Below are 20,686 nucleotides of genomic sequence, written 5' to 3'. Positions count from 1 at the left end.
GCCCGATTACTTGCTGTGCTTGACCGGGCGTTTCCAGCCCGCAATGGTGACCTGGCGTGCCCGGCCAATGGTCAACTCACCCGCCGGCGCGTTCTTGCTGATCACAGAACCGGCACCCGTGGTTGCGCCATCACCAATCGTCACCGGTGCGACCAGGCAATTGTTGGAACCAATGAATACATTGTCGCCAATGGTGGTCAGCGCCTTGTTCACCCCATCGTAATTGCAGGTAATACTGCCCGCGCCAATGTTGGTGCCGCTGCCAATCTGGGCATCGCCAATATAGGAAAGATGGTTGATTTTGGTCCCCTTCCCGACGGTCGACTTTTTCACTTCAACAAAGTTGCCGATGTGCACGCCTTCTTCGAGCACTGCACCAGGGCGCAGTCGGGCATACGGACCAATCAAAGAACCAGCGCCGACCTCGGCGTTTTCCAGGTGGCTGAACGGGTGAACCACCGTACCGTCAGCTATCCAGACATTCTTGAGTACGCAGTTGGCGCCAATCTGGACACCTTCGCCCAGCGAAACATCACCTTCCAGCACGCAGTTCACATCAATGAATACGTCTTTGCCGTGCACAACACGGCCACGAATATCCAGACGGCCCGGGTCCGCCAGCGTCACGCCTGCGGTCAGCAAAGCTGTGGCGAGATTACGCTGATGAATACGTTCCAGTTGGGCCAGCTGAACCTTGTTGTTGATGCCTTCGGCTTCCCAGGCATCGGCGGGTTGCGTGGTCACAACCGCAACACCATCTCGTACAGCCAGTGCGATCAGATCGGTGGCGTAGTACTCGCCCTGCGCATTGTCGTTCTTCAGTTCAGACAACCATTGCGCCAGGCGCGCGGTCGGCAATGCCAGGATGCCGGTGTTGATTTCGCGGATGGCGGCTTGTTCAGGCGTAGCGTCCTTTTGTTCGACAATGGACTGCACCGCACCGGACTCATTACGCACAATGCGGCCGTAACCCGTTGGGTTGTCGAGCGTCACCGTCAGAATGCCCAGCTTGCCGCCTTCAACAGCGGCCAAGAGTGCTTTGAGCGTCTCAACCCGTGTCAGCGGCACGTCGCCGTATAACATCAGCGTCACATCACCCTTCAGGTATGGCAGGGCTTGGGCTAGTGCATGACCGGTGCCCAGTTGCTGCGCCTGCAGCGCCCAGTGCAAATCTTGATCGCCAGCAAACGCGGCTTGAACCTGATCGCCACCATGGCCATACACCACGACGGCCTGAGTGGGCGCAAGTGCGCGGGCGGTATCGATAACGTGGCCGACCAGAGGTTTACCGGCGATACGGTGCAGGACTTTGGGCAGGGAGGAGTACATGCGCTTGCCCTGACCTGCGGCAAGAATGACAACATCAAGAGAAGACATGAGAGCATCCGGTGCGTGATTTGCTGGTCATTCTAGCCGTTGCCGGCCTTTGCCGCACCGCCAAACCCTGCAGCAGCGCGCACAGCAAGCCAGATTGCAGGCAATAAAAAAGCAGCCACAAGGGCTGCTTTTTTTTGGGAGCATCCAATCAGAACGGCTTAGTGGCCGCGCTTCTTGAGCTTCTCGATCACGGCCAGCTTGGCCACCGCTTCCACCAGTTCGGCCTGCGCCATGGCGAAGTCCATCTGGGTCTTGCGGTTCTTCAATGCTTCTTCGGCCTTGGCCTTGGCTTCACGCGCCTTGGCTTCGTCGATATCCGTGCCGCGAATGGCAGTATCTGCCAACACGGTGATCGAATGCGGTTGCACTTCAAGCAAGCCACCAGACACGTACAGGATGACATCCGGTTCGTGAGTGTTAGCCAGCTTGATGCGCACCGCGCCCGGACGAATACGAGTCAGGAGAGGCGCATGGCGCGGGTAAATACCGACTTCACCGCCTTCTGCCGGTGCTGTGAAAAATTCAGCAACACCAGAGAAAATCAGCGATTCAGCACTTACCACATCAACATGAATGGTCATCGCCATCTGCCTACATCCTTATTGCAAGGTCTTGGCTTTTTCGATCGCTTCCTCGATGCCGCCAACCATGTAGAAGGCTTGCTCGGGGAGGTGGTCGTAATCACCGTTCAGAATGCCCTTGAAGCCCTTCAGGGTTTCCTTCAGCGGCACGTACTTGCCCGGCGAGCCGGTAAACACTTCAGCAACGTGGAACGGCTGCGACAGGAAACGCTGGATTTTACGGGCACGAGCCACGGCCAGCTTGTCGTCCGGAGACAATTCATCCATACCCAGAATTGCAATAATGTCTTGCAGTTCTTTGTACTTTTGCAGAGTCTGTTGAACGCCACGGGCCACGCTGTAGTGCTCGTCACCCACCACTTGCGGATCAAGCTGACGCGATGTGGAGTCAAGCGGATCAACTGCCGGGTAGATACCCAGCGAGGCGATGTCACGCGACAGAACAACGGTTGCATCCAAGTGAGCGAAGGTGGTCGCAGGCGACGGATCGGTCAAGTCATCGGCAGGCACGTAAACGGCCTGGATGGAAGTGATCGAGCCAGCCTTGGTCGAGGTAATCCGTTCTTGCAGGGCACCCATTTCTTCGGCCAGGGTCGGTTGATAACCCACAGCAGAAGGCATACGACCCAGCAGCGCGGACACTTCGGTACCGGCCAGGGTGTAGCGATAGATGTTGTCCACGAAGAACAGAATGTCACGACCTTCGTCGCGGAACTGTTCAGCGATCGTCAGACCGGTCAGCGCAACGCGCAGACGGTTGCCCGGAGGCTCGTTCATCTGACCGTAAACCATCGCCACTTTATCAAGGACGTTGGAGTCCTTCATTTCGTGGTAGAAGTCGTTACCTTCACGGGTACGCTCACCCACACCGGCAAACACGGACAAGCCGCTGTGTGCCTTGGCGATGTTGTTGATCAGTTCCATCATGTTGACGGTCTTGCCCACACCGGCGCCGCCGAACAGACCCACCTTACCGCCCTTGGCAAACGGACAAACAAGGTCAATCACCTTGATACCGGTTTCCAGCAGGTCGATAGACTGGTTCAGTTCGTCAAACTTCGGAGCAGCCTGGTGAATGGCGCGGCGGGCATCGGTTTCAACCGGACCAGCTTCGTCAATCGGGTTACCCAGCACGTCCATAATGCGGCCCAGTGTCGCCTTGCCCACCGGCACCGAGATCGGAGCGTGAGTGTTGGACACCAGAAGACCGCGCTTCAAACCATCGGTCGTACCCATGGCGATCGCGCGCACAACGCCGTCACCCAGCTGTTGCTGAACTTCCAGCGTCAGGTCGGGGTCGGCCAGTTTGAGCGCGTCATACACCTTGGGCAGGTTGTCACGCGGGAATTCCACGTCGACAACCGGACCAATGATTTGCACAATTTTGCCTTGGCTCATCGTAGGTTCCTAATATCTTGCATCAATCGGGTTAGCCGCCTGCATCAAACTGCTGCCGCGCCGGAGACGATTTCGGAGAGTTCCTTCGTAATCGCGGCCTGACGGGTCTTGTTGTACAGCAGTTGCAGGTTGCCGATCACCTTGTCGGCGTTATCGGTTGCAGCCTTCATGGCCACCATACGCGCGGCCATCTCGGATGCGATGTTCTCGGCTACAGCCTGATAAATCAGCGCTTCAACGTAGCGGTTCATCAACTCGTCAATGACGGTCTTTGCATCCGGCTCGTACAGGTATTCCCAGTTGTACTTGTGTTCAGGCTGGCCAAAGGCTTCGCCCGACAACGGCAACAACTGTTCTACCGTCGGCTCTTGCTTCATGGTGTTGACGAACTTGGTGTACACCAGATGAACTTCGTCCACTTCGCCAGCAACGAACGCATCCACCATCACCTTGATCGGACCGATCAAGGCTTCCAGGTGCGGCGTATCGCCCAGAGCGACTGCAGAAGAAATCACCTTGGCGCCGTTGCGGCTCATGAAAGCCATGCCCTTGTTACCGATTGCGGTAACAGCGGCTTCGGCGCCATTCTGGTGAAACTCTTTCATCTTGTTGACGGACAAGCGCAGTACGTTGGTATTCAAACCACCGCACAGGCCCTTGTCCGACGTAACCACGATCAGGCCAACCCGTTTAACGCTTTCGCGCTTCTGGAGGTACGGATGCGGGTAATCCACAAATGCTTGCGAAAGATTAGCCGCAACACTGCGGATCTTGTCGCCATAAGGACGGGCCGAACGCATGCGTTCTTGCGCCTTGCGCATTTTGGATGTCGCGACCATTTCCATAGCGCGGGTGATCTTCTGCGTGTTTTTCACGCTTTTGATCTTCGTACGGATTTCTTTACCGCCTGCCATGATCCAGTTCCTTTTTCAGTACTGAATCAGTACGCGCTGCTGGCTTTGAACGAAGCCACTGCCTTGAGCAGGGTTGCTTCGTCTTCGTCGGACAGCACGCCCTTGGCTTCAACGCGGCCCAGCAGATCAGCGTGGTTGGCCTTCAAGTCTGCCAGGAAGGCAGATTCGAATGCCAGAGCGCGATCAACCGGAACATCGTCGTAGCTGCCCTTGGCGATCAGTGCCAGGGTGACGCCGAGTTCTGCAACCTTCAGCGGGCTGTATTGAGCCTGCTTCATCAGTTCGGTCACCATCTTGCCGCGCTCGAGCTGCTTGCGGGTAGCTTCGTCCAGGTCGGAAGCAAACTGCGCGAACGCAGCCAGTTCACGGTACTGGGCCAGTGCCAGACGCACACCGCCGCCGAGCTTCTTGATCACCTTGGTCTGCGCTGCACCGCCAACGCGGGACACCGAGATACCGGCGTTCATCGCAGGACGGATACCGGCGTTGAACAAGTCGGTTTCCAGGAAGATCTGGCCGTCGGTGATCGAGATCACGTTGGTCGGCACGAAAGCAGACACGTCACCAGCCTGGGTTTCGATGATCGGCAAAGCGGTCAGCGAACCAGTTTTGCCCTTCACTTCGCCACCGGTCAGTTTTTCAACTTCTTCGGCGTTGATACGTGCGGCACGTTCCAGCAGACGGGAGTGCAGATAGAACACGTCACCCGGGTAGGCTTCGCGGCCCGGCGGGCGGCGCAGCAACAGGGAGATCTGACGGTAAGCTACGGCTTGCTTGGACAAGTCATCGTATACGATCAGGGCATCTTCGCCGCGATCGCGGAAGTACTCACCCATTGCGCAACCGGAGTAAGCAGCAATGTATTGCAGGGCAGCGGATTCAGAAGCAGCGGCAGCGACCACAATGGTGTGAGCCAGTGCGCCGTGTTCTTCCAGCTTGCGCACCACGTTGGCGATCGAAGAAGCCTTTTGGCCAATCGCAACATAGATACACGTAACGCCAGTGCCCTTCTGGTTGATGATCGCGTCCAGAGCGACGGCAGTCTTGCCGGTCTGACGGTCACCAATGATCAGCTCACGCTGGCCACGACCAATCGGCACCATGGTGTCGATGGCTTTCAGGCCAGTTTGCAGCGGCTGGTCAACCGATTGACGCGCAATCACGCCCGGCGCGATCTTTTCGATCGGGCTGGACAGCTTGGCGTTGATCGGGCCCTTGCCATCGATAGGCTGACCCAGCGAGTTGACCACGCGGCCAACCAGTTCCGGACCAACCGGTACTTCCAGAATACGACCGGTGCATTTGACTTCGTCGCCTTCGGAGATGTGGGTGTATTCACCCATCACCACGGCACCGACGGAATCACGCTCCAGGTTCAGTGCCAGACCAAAGGTATTACCCGGGAATTCCAGCATTTCGCCTTGCATCACATCGGACAAGCCGTGAACGCGGACGATACCGTCGGTAACCGACACAACCGTACCTACGGTGGCGGTCTGCGCACCTTCGGACAGGTTCTGGATCCGGGCCTTGATCAGTTCACTGATTTCAGACGGATTGAGTTGCATTAAAAAATCTCCTAACTCTTCAGGCTCGTCGCCAGTTCAGAGAGCTTGCCGGCTATGGATGCGTCGATCACAACATCACCTACCGTCACCTTCACGCCACCGATCAGATCGGCGTTGGTGGACGTCGTAGCGGCCACCTTGCGGTTGAAGTGCTGGGCAAGCGACGACTTGAGTGCATCGACCTGAGCTGCGTCAAGCGGGAATGCCGATTCGATTTGCGCTTCGACTTCACCTGCTTCAGCGGCCTTGTACGATTCGTACAGGTCACGGATGACAGGCAGTGCGGTGAAGCGGTCGTTCTCGAGAATCAGCGCGACAAAGTTTTTCACTTCATCGGTCACGCCTGCACCCAAAAGCTCGACCAAGAGTTGCTGAACCTGAGCAGCGGAATATCTTGGATTGGACGCGACCTGCCGGGCCGTCGCATCGTCAGCGATGAGACCCAGCTTTGCCAGCACTTCGGACCATTGGTCCAGCTTGCCGCTTTCCTTGCCAAGACGGAACACAGCCTCGGCGTACGGCCTTGCGACGGTGATGAGTTCTGCCATGACTGATTACAGTTCCGCTTTGATCGATTCCAACAGCACGGCATGTTTGCCGGCGTCGACTTCTTGCTTCAGGATTTTGGTTGCGCCTTCAAGGGCAAGTGTTGCCACTTGTTGACGCAAGACGCCCTTGGCCTGCTCGACTTGCTGCGTAATTTCGGCTTGAGCGCCCGCCAGCAGGCGTTCGCTTTCGACCTTGGCCTTGTCTTTCGCCTCGTCGATGATCTGATTGGCGCGCTTTTCAGCCTGGGCAATCAGCTCGGAAGCATGTTGCTTGGCTTCACGCAGCTTCTCGGCAGAGGCTTTTTCGGCATTGGCAAGATCTTGCTTGGCACGATCTGCAGCCGACAAACCTTCAGCGATACGCTGTGCGCGCTTTTCCATCATCCCGGTCAGCGGTGGCCACACGATTTTCATCGTGAACCACACCAGCAGGGCAAATGTAATTACCTGGCCAAAGAGGGAAGTATTGAATTCCACGTTGTAGCCCTCCAGTTGTTCGCGGTTGACGTGCTAATTAGCCTGCGAGCGCGGAGAGGAACGGGTTCGAGAAGGTGTACAGCAGAGCAACACCAACGCCGATCATGGAAATGGCGTCCAGCAGACCAGCAATAATGAACAGCTTGGTTTGCAGAACCGGGATCATTTCCGGTTGACGAGCGGAGGACTCCAGGAATTTGCCACCCAGGATAGCAAAACCGATAGCGGTGCCCAGAGCAGCCAGACCGATCATCAGTGCGGCAGCGATTGCAGTTGCGCTTTGTACGCTAGCGATAACTTCGGGTGCAGCCATTTTGTAATATCTCCTGAAAAGGAAGTTGCAAAAAGATAAGGGGGTAACTCGAACAGGACCGCGTGATGCGACCCCGTGCGATCAGGTACTACTGCGGCGGCTCATGCCGCCAACAGCTTAGTGGTCTTCCACCGCCATCGACAGATAAACGATGGTGAGAACCATGAATACGTATGCTTGCAGGGTCACAACCAGCACGTGGAAGATGGCCCACGGTGTGCCCAGAACCCAGTTGATCCACCACGGCAGCAGCGCGATCAGGATGAACAGCAATTCACCGGCGTACATGTTGCCGAACAACCGCAGTGCCAGGGAAATCGGCTTGGCGATCAGTTCGATCAACTGGAACAGGAAGTTGGGGATCAGCAGACAAATCTTGCCAACGGTGCCTTCAGCGTGGAACGGTGCGGTGAACAGTTCTTTGATCCAGCCACCCAGACCCTTGGCCTTGATGGAGAAACCAATGATGTACAACAGGACCGAGATCGACATCGCGAAGGTCTGGTTCACGTCAGCAGTCGGTACCACGCGCAGGTGGTTGATACCGAAGAGACTACCGATCCAGGGGAACAGGTCAACCGGGAAGAAGTCCATGGCGTTCATCAGGAACACCCAGCAGAAAATGGTCAGTGCCAGTGGGCCGATAACCTTGCTCTTGCCGTGGAAAGTATCCTTGATGTGGGTATCGACCATCTCAACGATGAGTTCGACAAAGTTCTGCAGCTTGCCTGGCACGCCATCGGTGGCTTTACGGGCAACGAGGCCGAAGATGCCAACGAAAATAAAGCCAAGAACCAGCGCGATCCAGAAGGTATCGAGGTGGAAATTGGCCATCGCGCCTTCAGTATGCAGACGGTTGTGCGTCAGATGGTGAAGGATATATTCGGTTGAGGTGTTTTCAGCCATGGTCTATTTCTTGTCTTTAAATTTGATCAAAAGCCCGAACCAGAAGGCGGAGGCTGCGGCGATATACCCAAAAAACAATGCCGGCCAGACCACCTTGCGGTGAAAGACGAATATTGCCGCGAACACGACCAGCGTAAACGCCATTTTCAAGGCCTCGCCCAGATAGTGCAGTTTCATCAGCACTTCTGGCGGGCCGTATGGCAACTGGTAAGCGGCTCTGACGTAGATCAGGGAACCCAGAATCGCCACAGTGCCACCCATGACACTTGCAAATCCCGCTTGCCATCCCCATACAATGGAAACAGGCACCGCTACCGCCAGGGTAATCCAGACTTTCAGCCGGATGATGCCCTGGATCTGTGCTTTGTTAACCATTTTGTTACGCCAGGCAAATATCCGGCGATTATACGGACGGCGCCTGCTGCGCGTCAATTTTACACATTGATGTTACGGGGTTTTTCGTTTCATTGGCATATTGGCCACACAATTTGCACCAATATGGTGCCTATCGGTGATTGCCGGTTGCGAACCCGCAACAATGGTTGATTTTGTGATTATTTCAAGAGCGCCAGAAGACGATCCAGATCGTCCAGGCTGGTGTACTGGATAGTCAGCTTGCCATTGCCCCGTTTGCCGTGACGAATGCCTACGGTTGAACCCAGACGGGATGACACCTCTTCCTCCAGACGTTTGATGTCCGGATCAGCTTTTTTCTCAGCCTTGGCTGGCGTGTCTTGCAACAGACGCTGCACCAGCGCTTCCGTTTCCCGAACCGACAACCCTTTCAATGCGACTGTACGCGCAGTATCAACCTGTTTGAGCGCCGGCAACGCCAGCAACGCGCGCGCGTGACCCATGTCAAACTGGCCGGCAGACAAAAGCTCTCGCACTGGTTCAGCCAGGTTCAGCAGACGCAAAAGGTTGGTCACAGTAGCGCGAGATTTACCCACCGCATGCGCAACGGCTTCATGGGTCATGCCAAATTCGTCAATCAGACGCGACAAGCCCTGCGCTTCTTCCAGCGCGTTGAGGTCCTCGCGCTGGATGTTCTCAATCAGCGACATCGCCGCAACAGCTTCGTCTGGCACTTCCCGCACCAGCGCTGCGATCTCGGTCAGGCCAGCGAGTTGGCAGGCACGCCAGCGGCGCTCACCGGCGATGATCTCATAGCGGTCTTCCAGGCCACCCGCGACGGGACGGACCAGCACCGGCTGCATCAGGCCCTGGGCACGGATGGATTCGGCCAGCTCTTGCAAAGCGGCTTCATCCATCTGGGTACGGGGCTGGTACTTGCCGGGTTGCAGGCTGGTGATGGGCAGTTGCTGCAGCGTTTCGCTGGCCGCAGCATCGCCCATCAGGGCATCCAGACCACGACCCAGGCCTTTGAATTTTTTGTTCATGTCCGATTTATTCCGGGGAGCATTGGGTGGCGCAGCGGTCAAACCGGCTGCGCTGCATCGACCGGATTATGCCGCGCCAGCAACTCTTCGGCGAGTTGCAAATACGCTTGCGCCCCTTTGGACGTTTTGTCGTAGGCCAGAATCGGGCGGCCATAACTAGGGGCCTCGGCCAGACGCACATTGCGCGGGATGACGGTGTGGTAAAGCTTGGAAGTGAAGTGCTTGACCAGTTGGTCCGACACTTGCTGCGCCAGCGTGGAGCGCGGATCAAACATGGTCCGCAACAGGCCTTCGATCTCAATGCGGCGATTGAGGTTTTGCTTGACCCGGCGCAGCGTGTTGACGAGGTCCGACAAACCTTCCAGCGCGTAGTACTCACACTGCATGGGGATCATGACCGCATCCGCCGCCACAAGGCCATTGAGCGTCAGCAAGTTCAGCGCTGGCGGGCAATCCAGAATCACGAAATCATAATTACCGGAGATCTCACCCAGCGCCGTTTTCAGACGGGATTCGCGGGCGTCGGCTTCGACGAGTTCGACCTCGGCACCCGCCAGATCGCGGTTGGCTGGCAACAAATCAAAGCCACCGTTTTCCGACTTCACGACGACATCGGCAATCGGAGCCTGACCAATCAACAGGCTGTAAACGGTGGCATCGACTTTACTTTTATCCACGCCCGCGCCCATGGTGGCATTGGCTTGGGGATCAAGATCGACCAGGAGGACGCGTTTGCCCAGGTGCACCAGGCTGGCAGCCAGATTGACCGCAGTCGTGGTTTTGCCCACACCGCCTTTCTGGTTTGCAATCGCTAGCACACGCGTCATGAAACTCACACCTCTTTGATCAATACCAGGCAGCGCTCGGCTTCAAGGCCGGGCACTTGCAATTGTTTCACGTCCGTCGCAGCCACATTCTTGGGCAGCAACGCAATTTCCTCATAAGGATACACGCCTTTGAGTGCCGCCCAGGTGCCGCCCTTCGCCAGCAGATGGCGGGTGAGCTTTACAAACTCGCTGAGTTCGGCAAATGCACGCGAGGTAATCACGTTGAATGGCGCCTCCGGATGGTAGGCCTCAACGCGTTCACTCACGACCGTGACGTTGGGCAGTTGCAGTTCCAGCAAGGCCTGACGCAGAAAGGTGGTTTTCTTGTGGTTCGAGTCCAGCAAGGTGAGTTGCCAGTCCGGGCGGGCAATCGCCAGCGGAATACCCGGTGTGCCGAAGCCGGAACCGACGTCAAGGATACGGGCGTTGGCCTCAGCCGGGAACACAGATAGCGGAGCCAGAGAATCAAGCAGATGATGTGGCACCATCCGCTCTGGTTCACGGATCGCGGTCAGGCTGTAGGTCTTGTTCCATTTCCCCAGCAAGCCTACATATTCAAGCAGCTTTTGTTTCTGTGCCTCTTGCAACTGGATACCCAGCGTGGCAAGACCGGCGTTGAGCGCATCGTTCATGAGCGGAAATCTTTTATATATTCTGTTTTGTTATCTGACTGACGGGGTACCGTTCAGGCCACTTTGTCGGTGTCGTCCCCGAGCCACTGTTTTTTCTTGAGGTGCACCAGCAGAAGGGCAATGGCCGCCGGGGTAACGCCGGATATGCGCCCTGCCTGGCCCACAGTTTCGGGCCGGTGCTTGTTGAGCTTTTGCTGCACCTCAATCGACAAGCCGACCACGTCACGGTAGTCCAGGCTGTCTGGTAAACGGAAGTCTTCCAGTGTATCGCGCTTGGCGACTTCCGATTGTTGCCGTTCGATATAGCCCTGATATTTAACCTGGATTTCGACCTGCTCCGCCACCAGCGGATCGGTCACGGCGGCTTCGCCCTCTTTGGGCTGAGCCGCAGCCATACTCAATAGGTCAGCATAGGTAACTTGTGGGCGGCGCAGCAGTTCAGCCAGCGTGTATTCGCGTTCAATCGCTTTGCCCAGCACGCGTTCGGCGTCATGCGCATCCAGCACGCGCGGATTTACCCACGTGCTATTCAAACGGCTCAGTTCGACCTCGATCGCATCGCGCTTACGGCTAAACAGCGCCCATTGTTCGTCGCCAACGAGGCCCATTTTGCGGCCAGCTTCGGTCAAACGCAGATCAGCATTGTCTTCGCGCAGTTGCAGCCGGTATTCAGCCCGGCTGGTAAACATGCGATACGGCTCGGTCACACCACGGGTGACGAGGTCATCAACCAGCACACCCAGGTAAGCGGTATCTCGACCCGGCAGCCACGGCGCTTCGTCACGGACAAACAAGGCGGCGTTCAGGCCGGCAAACAAACCCTGTGCAGCAGCTTCTTCGTAGCCAGTGGTGCCGTTAATCTGGCCAGCAAAGAAGAGGCCGGTGATCGCTTTGCTTTCGAAGCTGGACTTCAAGCCGCGCGGATCAAAGTAGTCATATTCAATGGCGTAACCCGGACGCAAAATGCGCGCGTTTTCCAAACCCTTGATCGATTGCACAGCGGCAATCTGAATATCAAACGGCAAGCTGGTCGAGATACCGTTCGGATAGTACTCGTTGGTATCCAGGCCTTCCGGCTCCAGGAAAACCTGGTGACTGTCTTTGTCTGCAAAACGATTGATCTTGTCTTCAATCGACGGACAATAACGCGGACCGACACCTTCAATCTTGCCGGTGAACATCGGGCTGCGATCAAAACCGGACCGGATGATCTCATGCGTTTGCAGGTTGGTATGGGCAATCCAGCATGGCAGCTGCTTCGGGTGCATGCCTACATTGCCACGTACGGAGAACACGGGTTCCGGGGTATCACCCGGTTGTGCTTCCAGCACCGAAAAATTGATAGTGCGGCCGTCAATCCGTGGCGGCGTGCCGGTTTTCAGACGACCAACCGGCAGGTTCAATTCACGCAGTTTGTGCGACAGCGTCACCGATGCCGGATCGCCCGCGCGGCCACCGGTATGGTTTTCCAGGCCAACGTGGATCTTGCCGTTCAGGAACGTGCCCGCAGTCAGTACGACTGCGCTAGCCTCAAAACGAATGCCGATCTGCGTGATCACGCCGGTGACGCGCTCACCATCCAGGGTCAGGTCATCCACGGCTTGCTGGAACAAATCCAGATTGGGCTGGTTTTCCAGCATGTCGCGGATCGCCGCTTTGTAGCGGATGCGGTCGGCCTGGGCGCGGGTAGCCCGTACGGCCGGGCCTTTGGATGAGTTCAGTGTGCGGAACTGAATCCCGCCCATATCCGTCGCCAGTGCCATGGCACCGCCCAGTGCATCAACCTCACGCACAAGGTGGCCTTTGCCAATACCGCCAATCGACGGGTTGCAGCTCATCTGGCCCAGTGTCTCGATATTGTGAGAGAGCAGCAGTGTCTTGCGCCCCATGCGCGCAGCCGCCAGCGCAGCCTCCGTTCCGGCATGGCCGCCGCCGACAACGATAACGTCATAACGAGTTGGGTAAAGCATGGGGGGTTCTCTGCTGCTGGTTTATTCCACAAGGGCCATTATTCTACGGCAAAACAGGGACTTGTGCGAAGACACCTTCTCATGACAGGAGGCGCAGTTCAATTGCGGGGGCCCATAAAAACAAAAACCTGCGCCATGAGTAGCACAGGTTTTTGTATGAAGCCGACCCAAAAGTCGGCGCAAACAGACTTACAGCACGCCGTAGGTGTAGGCGGCTTCCAGCGCAGCACCCACAATACCGGCGTCGTTTTGCAGGGTCGCGGCGACCACTTCAAAGCGGATGCCGGTCATTTCCGGAATAAACTTCTCATGCTTTTTGCTGATGCCGCCGCCGATAATGACCAGATCCGGCGAGAGCAACAGATCCAGGTGCTTCAGGTAGCCATTCAGGCGCGGGTTGAAGTCTTTCCACTTCAGATCCTCGTCATCCTTCACTTTGCCGGAGCAATACTTCTCGGCAATGTTGTCTTTCGGGTAGATCAGGTGACCAAATTCGGTGTTGGTGATCAGCTTGCCATCCACGATCAGCGCCGTACCGATACCGGTACCCAGCGTGACCACCAAAACTTTGCCCTGACGACCCTTGGCAGCACCAAATACTTGCTCGGCCAGGCCAGCTGCATCGGCGTCGTTCAAAAGCTTGAGCGGTTGACCCACGCCATCAGTCAGGATTTGTTCTGCTGGCGCATTGAGCCAGGATTTGTCGACGTTAGCCGCAGACAGCGTTACCCCATTGCGCACGATTGCCGGGAAGGTACAGCCGATCGGGCCTTTCCAGTTGAAATGTTCGACCATCTGGCGCACGACGGCAGCCACGTTTTCCGGAGTGGACGGCTGCGGTGTGTCATAACGGGCGCGTTCTGCGACCAGTTCACCCGTCTCAACATTGACCGGTGCACCTTTGATGCCGGTACCGCCGATATCAATCCCCAAAACAATTTTGGGCCCGTTTGCTGCATTGGCCATGTTGACTCCGTTGTGTTGCCAAACCAGTAAAAATAATCAAAAACGTGCGCGACATCATATCGCCAGTTGGCACCATCAGGCACCACTGCCAGCCCCTCCAGCCGGGCGCGCAAGCAACACGGAATTTAACGTCTGGGCGATCAAAGTCAAGCCGGGTAAACACCCTGGCTTGGTAAATACAACGCTTTGAAAGGGCAGGCTTAGTGCGCCAGCAGTTCAGTCAGCCGCTTTTTATCCTCGTCCGCGCGCTGGCGGATTGCCTGGATGACGGCCTGTTTGGACTGGGTATCTGCGTTGATGTCGGCGATCTCTTTTTGCGCGCCAGCCACATCGCCGTACAAGTCGGCCGGGGCCTCCTTGTTGCGCCGTTTGAACGAATCAATTTGCCGGTTCAGGCGATCCAGCCGCGCCTCGGCAGACTGCCGACGCAAATTGTTGGTCTGAATACCGGCCTGGACAGATTCGATCTGTCGGTCACGCAATAGATCAATTTCGTGGGTATTCGAGAAAGACTGCAACAGCGCTTTGTCTCTGCGCTCACGGTCGATGGCCTGAGTACGATCGGCATCCTGCTTTGCTTTTTCTTCAGGCGACAGTGGCTGCACCGGCGTTTTGCGCACGATGCCTTGCGAATCAAGTTCAGATACGCCCTTCCTGGGGCCCGTCACAGGCGGTTTGTCGCTGTATTGCACCTGACCGTTATCGTCTACCCAGCGGTAAAGCTGGGCCTGCGCCGATACGGCCACCAGCAAGAACGCCAGCGCGACCGGCAAACCGGAATACTTCATTGTTTTCCTCAAAATATCCGGGTTGCCGGCCGGCGGACTTCACGCCGTATCAGTGCCGGTCAATCCCGTACTGTGCCCGGTAGGCTGCTGCCTTGTTCAGGTTTTCAGCCATACCTGGCGTGTTTTCCAGATAACCCATCAAATCATCCAGCGTGGCAATCGGTACAACCGGAATGCCATATTGCTGTTCCACTTCTTGTACCGCTGACAAGGCGCCTGTACCGCGTTCCATGCGATCAAGTGCAATCAACACGCCTGCCGGCTCAGCGCCATGTGCCCGAATCATGGAGACCGACTCACGCACGGATGTACCTGCGGAGATCACGTCGTCGATGATCAGTACGCGACCTTTCAGTGGTGCGCCAACCAGAACACCGCCTTCACCGTGATCCTTGGCTTCCTTGCGATTGTAAGCAAACGGGGTGTCTCGGCCAGCCTGAGCGAGTGCGACCGCTGTTCCGGCAGCCAGCACAATACCCTTGTAGGCTGGTCCAAACAGCACATCAAATTCAATCCCTGCAGCGATAGCCGCTTTGGCATAAAAGCCGGCCAGTTTGCCCAGCGAAGCACCGTTATTGAACAGCCCGGCATTAAAAAAGTACGGCGAGGCACGCCCGGCTTTGGTGATAAACTCGCCAAAACCCAGCACATTCTGTGCCACAGCAAATTCGATGAATTCCCGGCGGAAATCGGACATATTAAAACTGCCTCCTTATAACGATAGAAAGCGCTCCCGGACTGGTAAAAGAGAACTTTCATCTATTTCTGGCGGTACGGCGGTGTACGGGCACTTTTATGCCGATGTACTGCCGCTTTTCGTAACCCCCGGTGACAAAAAACAGCATATTATGCCCGGCCAGTACCGGGTGACGCGACCCCGTATCATTCCGAACCCGACGAGGAAACGATCTTGCGCATCATCTCTGCCAACCTCAATGGTATCCGCTCCGCCGCCAACAAAGGCTTTTTCGATTGGCTGCCCGGCCAGAACGCCGACGTCATCGGACTACAGGAACTCAAAGCACAGGACGGTGACCTGACCGATACCATGCGCGCTCCGGATGGCATGTACGGCTATTTTCATTGCGCCGAGAAAAAGGGCTACAGCGGCGTCGGCTTGTATTGCCGCAAAAAGCCGGACAACGTCGTCATCGGTCTGGGTATTGAGGATATCGACGCTGAGGGCCGTTATATTCAGGCTGATTTCGGCAATCTGTCAGTGATATCGGTCTACCTGCCCTCCGGCTCCAGCGGTGAAGAACGCCAGACAGTGAAATTCGCGTTCATGGAACGTTTCTGGCACCACCTTGCGGCGCTGGCCAGGAACGGTCGCGATATCGTGCTGGTTGGCGACTGGAACATTGCCCACCGCGAACTGGATCTGAAAAACTGGAAGGGCAATCTGAAGAACTCTGGTTTTCTGCCTGAAGAGCGCGCCTGGATTGGCAAGCTGTTCGAAGAACAAGGCTGGGTAGATGCCTGGCGCATGCTGTATCCGGAAGCACCGGGCTATACCTGGTGGTCCAACCGTGGCCAGGCCTATGCCAAGGATGTCGGTTGGCGTATTGATTACCACATCGTGTCGGCTTCGCTGTCCGGCAAACTCCAGTCTGCGAGCATCTTCAAGGACATCAAGTTCTCTGACCATGCGCCGCTGCTGGTCGATTATGACTACACGATCTGAATCCGGACCTGAGCATGAGTGATGAGCTGACTCCGCGCGCCAAAGCGGTTCCCGCATTCGTGGTCGGTGCCGGTTTTGCAGGTGTCGCCATGTGGGACTGGCTCAACCGCCACAGTTGCACGGACACCAGCAACGGGGCCTGCGCGTACTTCACCCGGCTGGGGAACGCCTGGATGGGTGAAGGTTATGCCTGGCAACTCTGGGCCATGGGTGAGGCGCTGATCGGGCTGCTCTGTGTTGCGTATGGCTTGGCGCAATGGCGTAAACAGCCCTGACTGTCGGGTTTTCTTTTGGTCAGAAAGAAAAAGCCACCCCAAGGGTGGCTTTTTTCATGCCGGTTTCGCGGGTTGGCTCGATTCAGGCATCGGCGCATTCCAGGGCGCCACCTTGAACAACAGCAACATACCCGGGATGGCCAGCAAGGCGCAGGCGCAGAAAAACGTTTGCCAGCCCAGGTGTTCGACCATCACCCCGGTGAAAGCATTGAACACCGTACGCGGCACCGCAGCCAGACTGGTAAACAGGGCATATTGCGTGGCGGTATAACGCGGATGAGTAGTACGGGCAATAAACGCAGTAAACGCCGCAGTGCCCAAGCCCACACCCAGCGCCTCAAAACTGATCACCAGTGCGAGAGCCAATGGATCCGCGCCCCGGCCAGCTAACCACGCAAAACCCAGGATCGACGCGAGCTGGACCACGCCGAACAACCACAGTGCCCGGTTAATACCCAGTTTGATCATCCAGATCCCGCCCAGCAACGCACCAATGACACTCGGCCACAAGCCCGCATTTTTGGCAATCAAGCCAATCTGGCTCTTGGTAAACCCGAGGTCCAGATAAAACGGCGTGGCCAGCGCGGTGGCCATGCTGTCTCCCAGCTTGTACAAGAAGATGAATGCCAGGATCAGCAAAGCCGCTTGCCAGCCGTGGCGCGTCATGAATTCATGGAATGGCTCAACTACAGCCTCACGCAGCGTCGCGGGGGGGCGCGACAAATGGGGTTCCTTAACCAGTAACGTCAGGATCAGCCCTGGCAACATGAACAGCGCTGTACAGGCAAACACCTGGGACCACGCCATATGGTCAGCGAGGATTAAAGAAAGCGCACCAGGAACAAGACCCGCAATGCGGTAAGCGTTGACGAAGACTGAATTGCCAAGGCCCAGCTCGGCTTCACTCAGGATTTCGCGCCGATATGCATCCAGCACAATGTCCTGGCTGGCACTGAAAAACGCCAACGCAAATGCCATAGGCGCAATGAGGGTCATTTCCAGCGTCGGGTTGAACCAGCCTATACCGGCGATCACAGCCAGCAGCACGCACTGCGTGAAGAGCATCCAGCCCCGGCGCCGACCCAGGCCAGGCAGGGCAAAGCGGTCCATCAGCGGAGACCAGACAAACTTCCAGGTATATGGAAACTGAATCAGCGCAAAGAAGCCGATCAGCTTGAGATCAATATGCTCGCTCTTGAGCCAGGCCGGCACCAGGTTGATCAGGATGTAGAGCGGTAGACCCGAACTGAAGCCGGAAACAAGGCAGATCGCCATGCGGCGGGTGAACAACAGTTGTTTCCAGTCGGGGGGCGTACTCATGAGATGCGCGGGCGTCGGATGAAAGGGTGCGATACCTTACCGCAACACGCCAGCCCGCGCATCAGCAAGGCTCAGGCCCGCGCCGCCAACACGCCACCCTTACTCCGGATAAACGCGCGTAGATTTTCCGCATAACCGGGTTTGACGGCGTTGATCACTGAAGGGTGCGTCAACAATGCTTTGCTCCAGGCGGCAATGCGCGGTGTCGCGGCAAACCAGCCTTGCTCGGCCAAGGCTTCCAGTACAGGAAAATACCGGAATACCGGGCCAAATGCGGCATCGACCAGAGAGAACCTGTCCCCGGCAAAATACGGTCCGCTTTCACTGACCGCAGACTCTAGCCAGGCCAGGCGATTTTCAATATCGGCACGGGCTTTATCCAGAGACTCGTTATCCGCCGCCGTATAAAACTGCCACAAAGCACCCAGCATGCCGGAAGCGTATTCGATCCACGCCCGGTGACGTGCCCGGGTCAAAGGGTCTGCCGGCTGCAATTGCGGCGGATAGACTTCATCCAGATATTCTGCAATCACCGCCGATTCAAACAACACGTCGTCATCGACTTGCAGAACGGGCACTTTGCCGGTGGGAGAGAGTTTGAGGAACCACTCTGGCTTGTTGGCCAGATCAATATACGTGCGCTCGAACGGCACACCTTTTTCCAGCAAAGTAATGATGGCCCGCTGCACAAACGGGCACAGGTCAAAGCTGATCAAATGTAGATGGGGTTGAGACATGGCCGGCTCCTTTCAGACGTATCTGTCTATCGGGGAGTTGGCGACGCCATGTCTCTTGTGCAAGGGCTGACTGCAAAAACGATTTACTCTTCGGTCGGCATCAGGAACCACAAGATCAGGTACAGGATCAGGCCTGGAAAACCAGCCACGCAGATCGAGAGCAAAATAAAGACGATCCGCAGTTTGTCGGCGCTGATGTTCAGGTAATCACCCATGCCACCAATGACGCCGGCAACCCACTTGTTATGGCGGCTTCGCCGCATGCGTTTTTCTTCCATCGGGTCTCCACAAAAATAAAAACGGGCGTGGATCACACGCCCGTTCCGGTTTGTCTGGATTACGTGCGACTAGCGCACTTTACCCGATTTGTTGCCGCCAGCAAGAATCAGCGGCCACCCTTCTTCAAGTATTCATCCATGTCTGTCTTGAAGTTGTCGGATTTGGTGCCGAACACAGCCTGTACACCATTCCCGACCATCATCACGCCTGCAGCGCCCAGCGTCTTCAGGCTGGCTTGATCCACCTTGGCCGGATCATCCACCGCGATACGCAGACGGGTGATACATGCATCCAGACCCTTGATGTTTTCCGGGCCGCCAAATGCGGTAACAAGCTTCGAAGCAAAGGCAAAACGCGGTTCCGCTGCGATCAGTTTTTCGCTGGTCGCATCAACCGTGGCGGCAGCAGCAGCAACGGCAACGCCTGCCGGTACTGCACCAGCAACCGGCGCAGCTTGAGCGGTGGCAACAGCAGCAACCGGTTCGTCATCTTCACGACCTGGGGTCTTCAGGTTCAGCTTCACGATGGCAAAACGGAACACCACGTAGTAGATCGCGGCATAGATCGGGCCCAGGATCAACACGTAGGCCCAGTGTTGGGCAGCCGGGTTGTTCGCGAACACGTTGAACAGCAAGAAGTCGATGCCACCTTGCGAGAAGGTGAAGCCCATGTGCATGCCCAGAGTGTTAGCTACAAACTGGGTCGAAGCAGCCAGCACGGCATGGATACCGTACAACACCGGTGCGACGAACAGGAACGAGAACTCGATCGGTTCCGTAATACCGGTCAGGAACGAGGTCAGGGCGGCGGAGATCATGATACCGCCCACCATGGCACGCTTTTCCGGCTTGGCAGTGTGCCAGATCGCAAATGCAGCGGCCGGCAGACCGAACATCTTGAACAGGAAAGCACCCGACAGAATACCGGCGGTGGTATCGCCCGCGAAGAAGCGGTTGATATCGCCGTGAACAGCCTGACCAGCGGAGTTGGTGAAGTTACCGATTTCGAAGAAGAACGGCACGTTCCAGATGTGATGCAGACCAAACGGAATCAGCAGACGTTCTACAAAACCATACACGGTGGCTGCCGTGCGCGGATCGCTGGCTGCGGCCCAGTGGGAGAACACGTCAATACCGTGCTGGATCGGAGGCCAGATGATGGACAGGATCACGCCCACAAAAATGGCAGCAATACCGGTCACGATCGGCACGAAACGCTTACCGGCAAAGAAGCCCAGGTATTGCGGCAACTGGATGCGGTAGTACTTGTTGAACAGCGTCGCGGCCACGGCACCGATGATGATACCGCCGAACACACCGGTTTCCATCGACTTCATACCCAGCACGGTAGCCGGTTCGATGCCGAAGAACTGGGCCATGACGCCCATGGTGGCAACCATGACGACAAAACCGACCACAGCGGCAATGGCGGCTACGCCGTCATTTTCCGCCAGACCCAACGCAACGCCGACAGCAAAGATGATCGGCAAGTTGCCGAAGATCGCGCCGCCGCCCTGGGCCATAACGTGGTTAACCACGTCCGGGATGAACGAGAAGTTTGAACTGCCAATACCAAGCAGCAAACCTGCAACCGGCAGCACAGCAACCGGCAACATCAATGCCTTGCCGATCTTTTGCAGAACGGCGAATGCTTGTTTGAACATGATGACTTTCCTTGCCCTAGGACGACACCCGCACAGCACCAAAAAGTACGGTGCAAACGGCAC

The 20,686-nt window shown here is 56.7% G+C and carries 23 protein-coding genes; 2 read left to right on the top strand and 21 right to left on the bottom strand.

Translation table 11 applies throughout. The annotated features are described in order from the left end of the window. Nucleotides 1-6: 6 nt before the first annotated feature. From glmU to pyrE, 17 genes are all read right to left on the bottom strand, one after another. Nucleotides 7-1,377, bottom strand: a complete 1,371-nt coding sequence (gene glmU / locus IEX44_RS08130; protein ID WP_188691586.1) for a bifunctional UDP-N-acetylglucosamine diphosphorylase/glucosamine-1-phosphate N-acetyltransferase GlmU — start codon at nucleotides 1,375-1,377, stop codon at nucleotides 7-9. Nucleotides 1,378-1,535: 158 nt separating this feature from the next. Continuing rightward, nucleotides 1,536-1,964, bottom strand: a complete 429-nt coding sequence (locus tag IEX44_RS08125) for a F0F1 ATP synthase subunit epsilon (protein WP_184101587.1) — start codon at nucleotides 1,962-1,964, stop codon at nucleotides 1,536-1,538. A gap of 12 nt (nucleotides 1,965-1,976) precedes the next feature. Beyond that, complete coding sequence (gene atpD, locus IEX44_RS08120; RefSeq protein WP_188691583.1) at nucleotides 1,977-3,356, bottom strand: F0F1 ATP synthase subunit beta; 1,380 nt, start codon at nucleotides 3,354-3,356, stop codon at nucleotides 1,977-1,979. Nucleotides 3,357-3,400: 44 nt separating this feature from the next. Then, nucleotides 3,401-4,270 carry a F0F1 ATP synthase subunit gamma gene (atpG, locus tag IEX44_RS08115; RefSeq protein ID WP_188691579.1) on the bottom strand — a complete coding sequence of 290 codons (870 nt, stop codon included), beginning with the start codon at nucleotides 4,268-4,270 and terminating at the stop codon, nucleotides 3,401-3,403. 26 nt (nucleotides 4,271-4,296) lie between these two features. Further along, nucleotides 4,297-5,838 (bottom strand): F0F1 ATP synthase subunit alpha, encoded by a 1,542-nt coding sequence (atpA, locus tag IEX44_RS08110; RefSeq protein WP_188691576.1) that lies wholly within the window; start codon nucleotides 5,836-5,838, stop codon nucleotides 4,297-4,299. Nucleotides 5,839-5,849: 11 nt separating this feature from the next. After that, nucleotides 5,850-6,386, bottom strand: a complete 537-nt coding sequence (locus tag IEX44_RS08105; protein WP_188691574.1) for a F0F1 ATP synthase subunit delta — start codon at nucleotides 6,384-6,386, stop codon at nucleotides 5,850-5,852. Between the two features lie 6 nt (nucleotides 6,387-6,392). Then, nucleotides 6,393-6,863, bottom strand: a complete 471-nt coding sequence (locus tag IEX44_RS08100; RefSeq protein WP_188691571.1) for a F0F1 ATP synthase subunit B — start codon at nucleotides 6,861-6,863, stop codon at nucleotides 6,393-6,395. A 37-nt stretch (nucleotides 6,864-6,900) separates the two neighbouring features. Continuing rightward, nucleotides 6,901-7,176: a F0F1 ATP synthase subunit C gene (gene atpE / locus IEX44_RS08095; RefSeq protein ID WP_053938443.1), complete on the bottom strand. Its 276-nt coding sequence runs from the start codon at nucleotides 7,174-7,176 to the stop codon at nucleotides 6,901-6,903. A gap of 117 nt (nucleotides 7,177-7,293) precedes the next feature. Then, nucleotides 7,294-8,082 carry a F0F1 ATP synthase subunit A gene (atpB, locus tag IEX44_RS08090; protein WP_188691569.1) on the bottom strand — a complete coding sequence of 263 codons (789 nt, stop codon included), beginning with the start codon at nucleotides 8,080-8,082 and terminating at the stop codon, nucleotides 7,294-7,296. A 3-nt stretch (nucleotides 8,083-8,085) separates the two neighbouring features. After that, nucleotides 8,086-8,457, bottom strand: coding sequence for an ATP synthase subunit I (locus IEX44_RS08085; RefSeq protein ID WP_188691565.1), 372 nt, complete (start codon nucleotides 8,455-8,457; stop codon nucleotides 8,086-8,088). A 179-nt stretch (nucleotides 8,458-8,636) separates the two neighbouring features. Then, nucleotides 8,637-9,482 (bottom strand): ParB/RepB/Spo0J family partition protein, encoded by an 846-nt coding sequence (locus tag IEX44_RS08080; protein ID WP_188691561.1) that lies wholly within the window; start codon nucleotides 9,480-9,482, stop codon nucleotides 8,637-8,639. A gap of 38 nt (nucleotides 9,483-9,520) precedes the next feature. Next, nucleotides 9,521-10,309: a ParA family protein gene (locus IEX44_RS08075; protein WP_188691558.1), complete on the bottom strand. Its 789-nt coding sequence runs from the start codon at nucleotides 10,307-10,309 to the stop codon at nucleotides 9,521-9,523. A 5-nt stretch (nucleotides 10,310-10,314) separates the two neighbouring features. After that, a complete protein-coding gene (gene rsmG, locus IEX44_RS08070; RefSeq protein WP_188691554.1) occupies nucleotides 10,315-10,941 on the bottom strand; it encodes a 16S rRNA (guanine(527)-N(7))-methyltransferase RsmG in 627 nt (208 codons plus the stop codon). A 53-nt stretch (nucleotides 10,942-10,994) separates the two neighbouring features. Further along, nucleotides 10,995-12,911 carry a tRNA uridine-5-carboxymethylaminomethyl(34) synthesis enzyme MnmG gene (mnmG, locus tag IEX44_RS08065; RefSeq protein ID WP_188691551.1) on the bottom strand — a complete coding sequence of 639 codons (1,917 nt, stop codon included), beginning with the start codon at nucleotides 12,909-12,911 and terminating at the stop codon, nucleotides 10,995-10,997. Nucleotides 12,912-13,100: 189 nt separating this feature from the next. Further along, nucleotides 13,101-13,877, bottom strand: a complete 777-nt coding sequence (ppgK, locus tag IEX44_RS08060) for a polyphosphate--glucose phosphotransferase (RefSeq protein WP_188691547.1) — start codon at nucleotides 13,875-13,877, stop codon at nucleotides 13,101-13,103. Nucleotides 13,878-14,077: 200 nt separating this feature from the next. Then, on the bottom strand, nucleotides 14,078-14,665 hold the full coding sequence (locus IEX44_RS08055) for a DUF4124 domain-containing protein (RefSeq protein WP_188691543.1): 588 nt from the start codon (nucleotides 14,663-14,665) through the stop codon (nucleotides 14,078-14,080). A 49-nt stretch (nucleotides 14,666-14,714) separates the two neighbouring features. After that, a complete protein-coding gene (gene pyrE / locus IEX44_RS08050) occupies nucleotides 14,715-15,362 on the bottom strand; it encodes an orotate phosphoribosyltransferase (protein WP_188691540.1) in 648 nt (215 codons plus the stop codon). Between the two features lie 210 nt (nucleotides 15,363-15,572). Between pyrE and IEX44_RS08045 the strand changes: the two genes are divergently transcribed. Then, complete coding sequence (locus IEX44_RS08045) at nucleotides 15,573-16,349, top strand: exodeoxyribonuclease III (protein ID WP_188692494.1); 777 nt, start codon at nucleotides 15,573-15,575, stop codon at nucleotides 16,347-16,349. Between the two features lie 14 nt (nucleotides 16,350-16,363). Further along, the gene (locus tag IEX44_RS08040) at nucleotides 16,364-16,624 is read left to right on the top strand and encodes a hypothetical protein (protein ID WP_188691537.1); all 261 of its coding nucleotides are present in this window, start codon (nucleotides 16,364-16,366) and stop codon (nucleotides 16,622-16,624) included. Between the two features lie 54 nt (nucleotides 16,625-16,678). On the opposite strand, the gene IEX44_RS08035 is transcribed toward IEX44_RS08040, so the two are convergent. From IEX44_RS08035 to IEX44_RS08020, 4 genes are all read right to left on the bottom strand, one after another. Next, the gene (locus IEX44_RS08035) at nucleotides 16,679-17,944 is read right to left on the bottom strand and encodes an AmpG family muropeptide MFS transporter (protein ID WP_188691535.1); all 1,266 of its coding nucleotides are present in this window, start codon (nucleotides 17,942-17,944) and stop codon (nucleotides 16,679-16,681) included. Nucleotides 17,945-18,015: 71 nt separating this feature from the next. Continuing rightward, nucleotides 18,016-18,681 carry a glutathione S-transferase family protein gene (locus IEX44_RS08030; RefSeq protein WP_188691532.1) on the bottom strand — a complete coding sequence of 222 codons (666 nt, stop codon included), beginning with the start codon at nucleotides 18,679-18,681 and terminating at the stop codon, nucleotides 18,016-18,018. A gap of 83 nt (nucleotides 18,682-18,764) precedes the next feature. After that, complete coding sequence (locus tag IEX44_RS08025) at nucleotides 18,765-18,944, bottom strand: PspC domain-containing protein (RefSeq protein ID WP_229678824.1); 180 nt, start codon at nucleotides 18,942-18,944, stop codon at nucleotides 18,765-18,767. A gap of 122 nt (nucleotides 18,945-19,066) precedes the next feature. Next, nucleotides 19,067-20,623 carry a PTS transporter subunit EIIC gene (locus IEX44_RS08020; RefSeq protein WP_188691527.1) on the bottom strand — a complete coding sequence of 519 codons (1,557 nt, stop codon included), beginning with the start codon at nucleotides 20,621-20,623 and terminating at the stop codon, nucleotides 19,067-19,069. Nucleotides 20,624-20,686: the final 63 nt, after the last annotated feature.

The organism is Silvimonas amylolytica (assembly GCF_014645555.1).
Classification (GTDB): domain Bacteria; phylum Pseudomonadota; class Gammaproteobacteria; order Burkholderiales; family Chitinibacteraceae; genus Silvimonas; species Silvimonas amylolytica.
The sequence above is the reverse complement of the archived record's forward strand: the minus strand, read 5'-3'. Positions and strand labels throughout refer to the sequence as shown.

Bases quoted from the DNA above. Each gene is read 5' to 3' on its own strand.
- IEX44_RS08055 (WP_188691543.1), bottom strand. From the start codon at position 14,665: ATGAAGTATTCCGGTTTGCCGGTCGCGCTGGCGTTCTTGCTGGTGGCC.
- IEX44_RS08085 (WP_188691565.1), bottom strand. From the start codon at position 8,457: ATGGTTAACAAAGCACAGATCCAGGGCATCATCCGGCTGAAAGTCTGG.
- atpD (WP_188691583.1), bottom strand. From the start codon at position 3,356: ATGAGCCAAGGCAAAATTGTGCAAATCATTGGTCCGGTTGTCGACGTG.
- ppgK (WP_188691547.1), bottom strand. From the start codon at position 13,877: ATGGCCAATGCAGCAAACGGGCCCAAAATTGTTTTGGGGATTGATATC.
- glmU (WP_188691586.1), bottom strand. From the start codon at position 1,377: ATGTCTTCTCTTGATGTTGTCATTCTTGCCGCAGGTCAGGGCAAGCGC.
- pyrE (WP_188691540.1), bottom strand. From the start codon at position 15,362: ATGTCCGATTTCCGCCGGGAATTCATCGAATTTGCTGTGGCACAGAAT.
- IEX44_RS08030 (WP_188691532.1), bottom strand. From the start codon at position 18,681: ATGTCTCAACCCCATCTACATTTGATCAGCTTTGACCTGTGCCCGTTT.
- IEX44_RS08105 (WP_188691574.1), bottom strand. From the start codon at position 6,386: ATGGCAGAACTCATCACCGTCGCAAGGCCGTACGCCGAGGCTGTGTTC.
- atpA (WP_188691576.1), bottom strand. From the start codon at position 5,838: ATGCAACTCAATCCGTCTGAAATCAGTGAACTGATCAAGGCCCGGATC.
- IEX44_RS08035 (WP_188691535.1), bottom strand. From the start codon at position 17,944: ATGAGTACGCCCCCCGACTGGAAACAACTGTTGTTCACCCGCCGCATG.
- IEX44_RS08025 (WP_229678824.1), bottom strand. From the start codon at position 18,944: ATGCGGCGAAGCCGCCATAACAAGTGGGTTGCCGGCGTCATTGGTGGC.
- IEX44_RS08020 (WP_188691527.1), bottom strand. From the start codon at position 20,623: ATGTTCAAACAAGCATTCGCCGTTCTGCAAAAGATCGGCAAGGCATTG.
- rsmG (WP_188691554.1), bottom strand. From the start codon at position 10,941: ATGAACGATGCGCTCAACGCCGGTCTTGCCACGCTGGGTATCCAGTTG.
- atpB (WP_188691569.1), bottom strand. From the start codon at position 8,082: ATGGCTGAAAACACCTCAACCGAATATATCCTTCACCATCTGACGCAC.
- atpG (WP_188691579.1), bottom strand. From the start codon at position 4,270: ATGGCAGGCGGTAAAGAAATCCGTACGAAGATCAAAAGCGTGAAAAAC.
- IEX44_RS08125 (WP_184101587.1), bottom strand. From the start codon at position 1,964: ATGGCGATGACCATTCATGTTGATGTGGTAAGTGCTGAATCGCTGATT.
- IEX44_RS08080 (WP_188691561.1), bottom strand. From the start codon at position 9,482: ATGAACAAAAAATTCAAAGGCCTGGGTCGTGGTCTGGATGCCCTGATG.
- IEX44_RS08040 (WP_188691537.1), top strand. From the start codon at position 16,364: ATGAGTGATGAGCTGACTCCGCGCGCCAAAGCGGTTCCCGCATTCGTG.
- mnmG (WP_188691551.1), bottom strand. From the start codon at position 12,911: ATGCTTTACCCAACTCGTTATGACGTTATCGTTGTCGGCGGCGGCCAT.
- atpE (WP_053938443.1), bottom strand. From the start codon at position 7,176: ATGGCTGCACCCGAAGTTATCGCTAGCGTACAAAGCGCAACTGCAATC.
- IEX44_RS08075 (WP_188691558.1), bottom strand. From the start codon at position 10,309: ATGACGCGTGTGCTAGCGATTGCAAACCAGAAAGGCGGTGTGGGCAAA.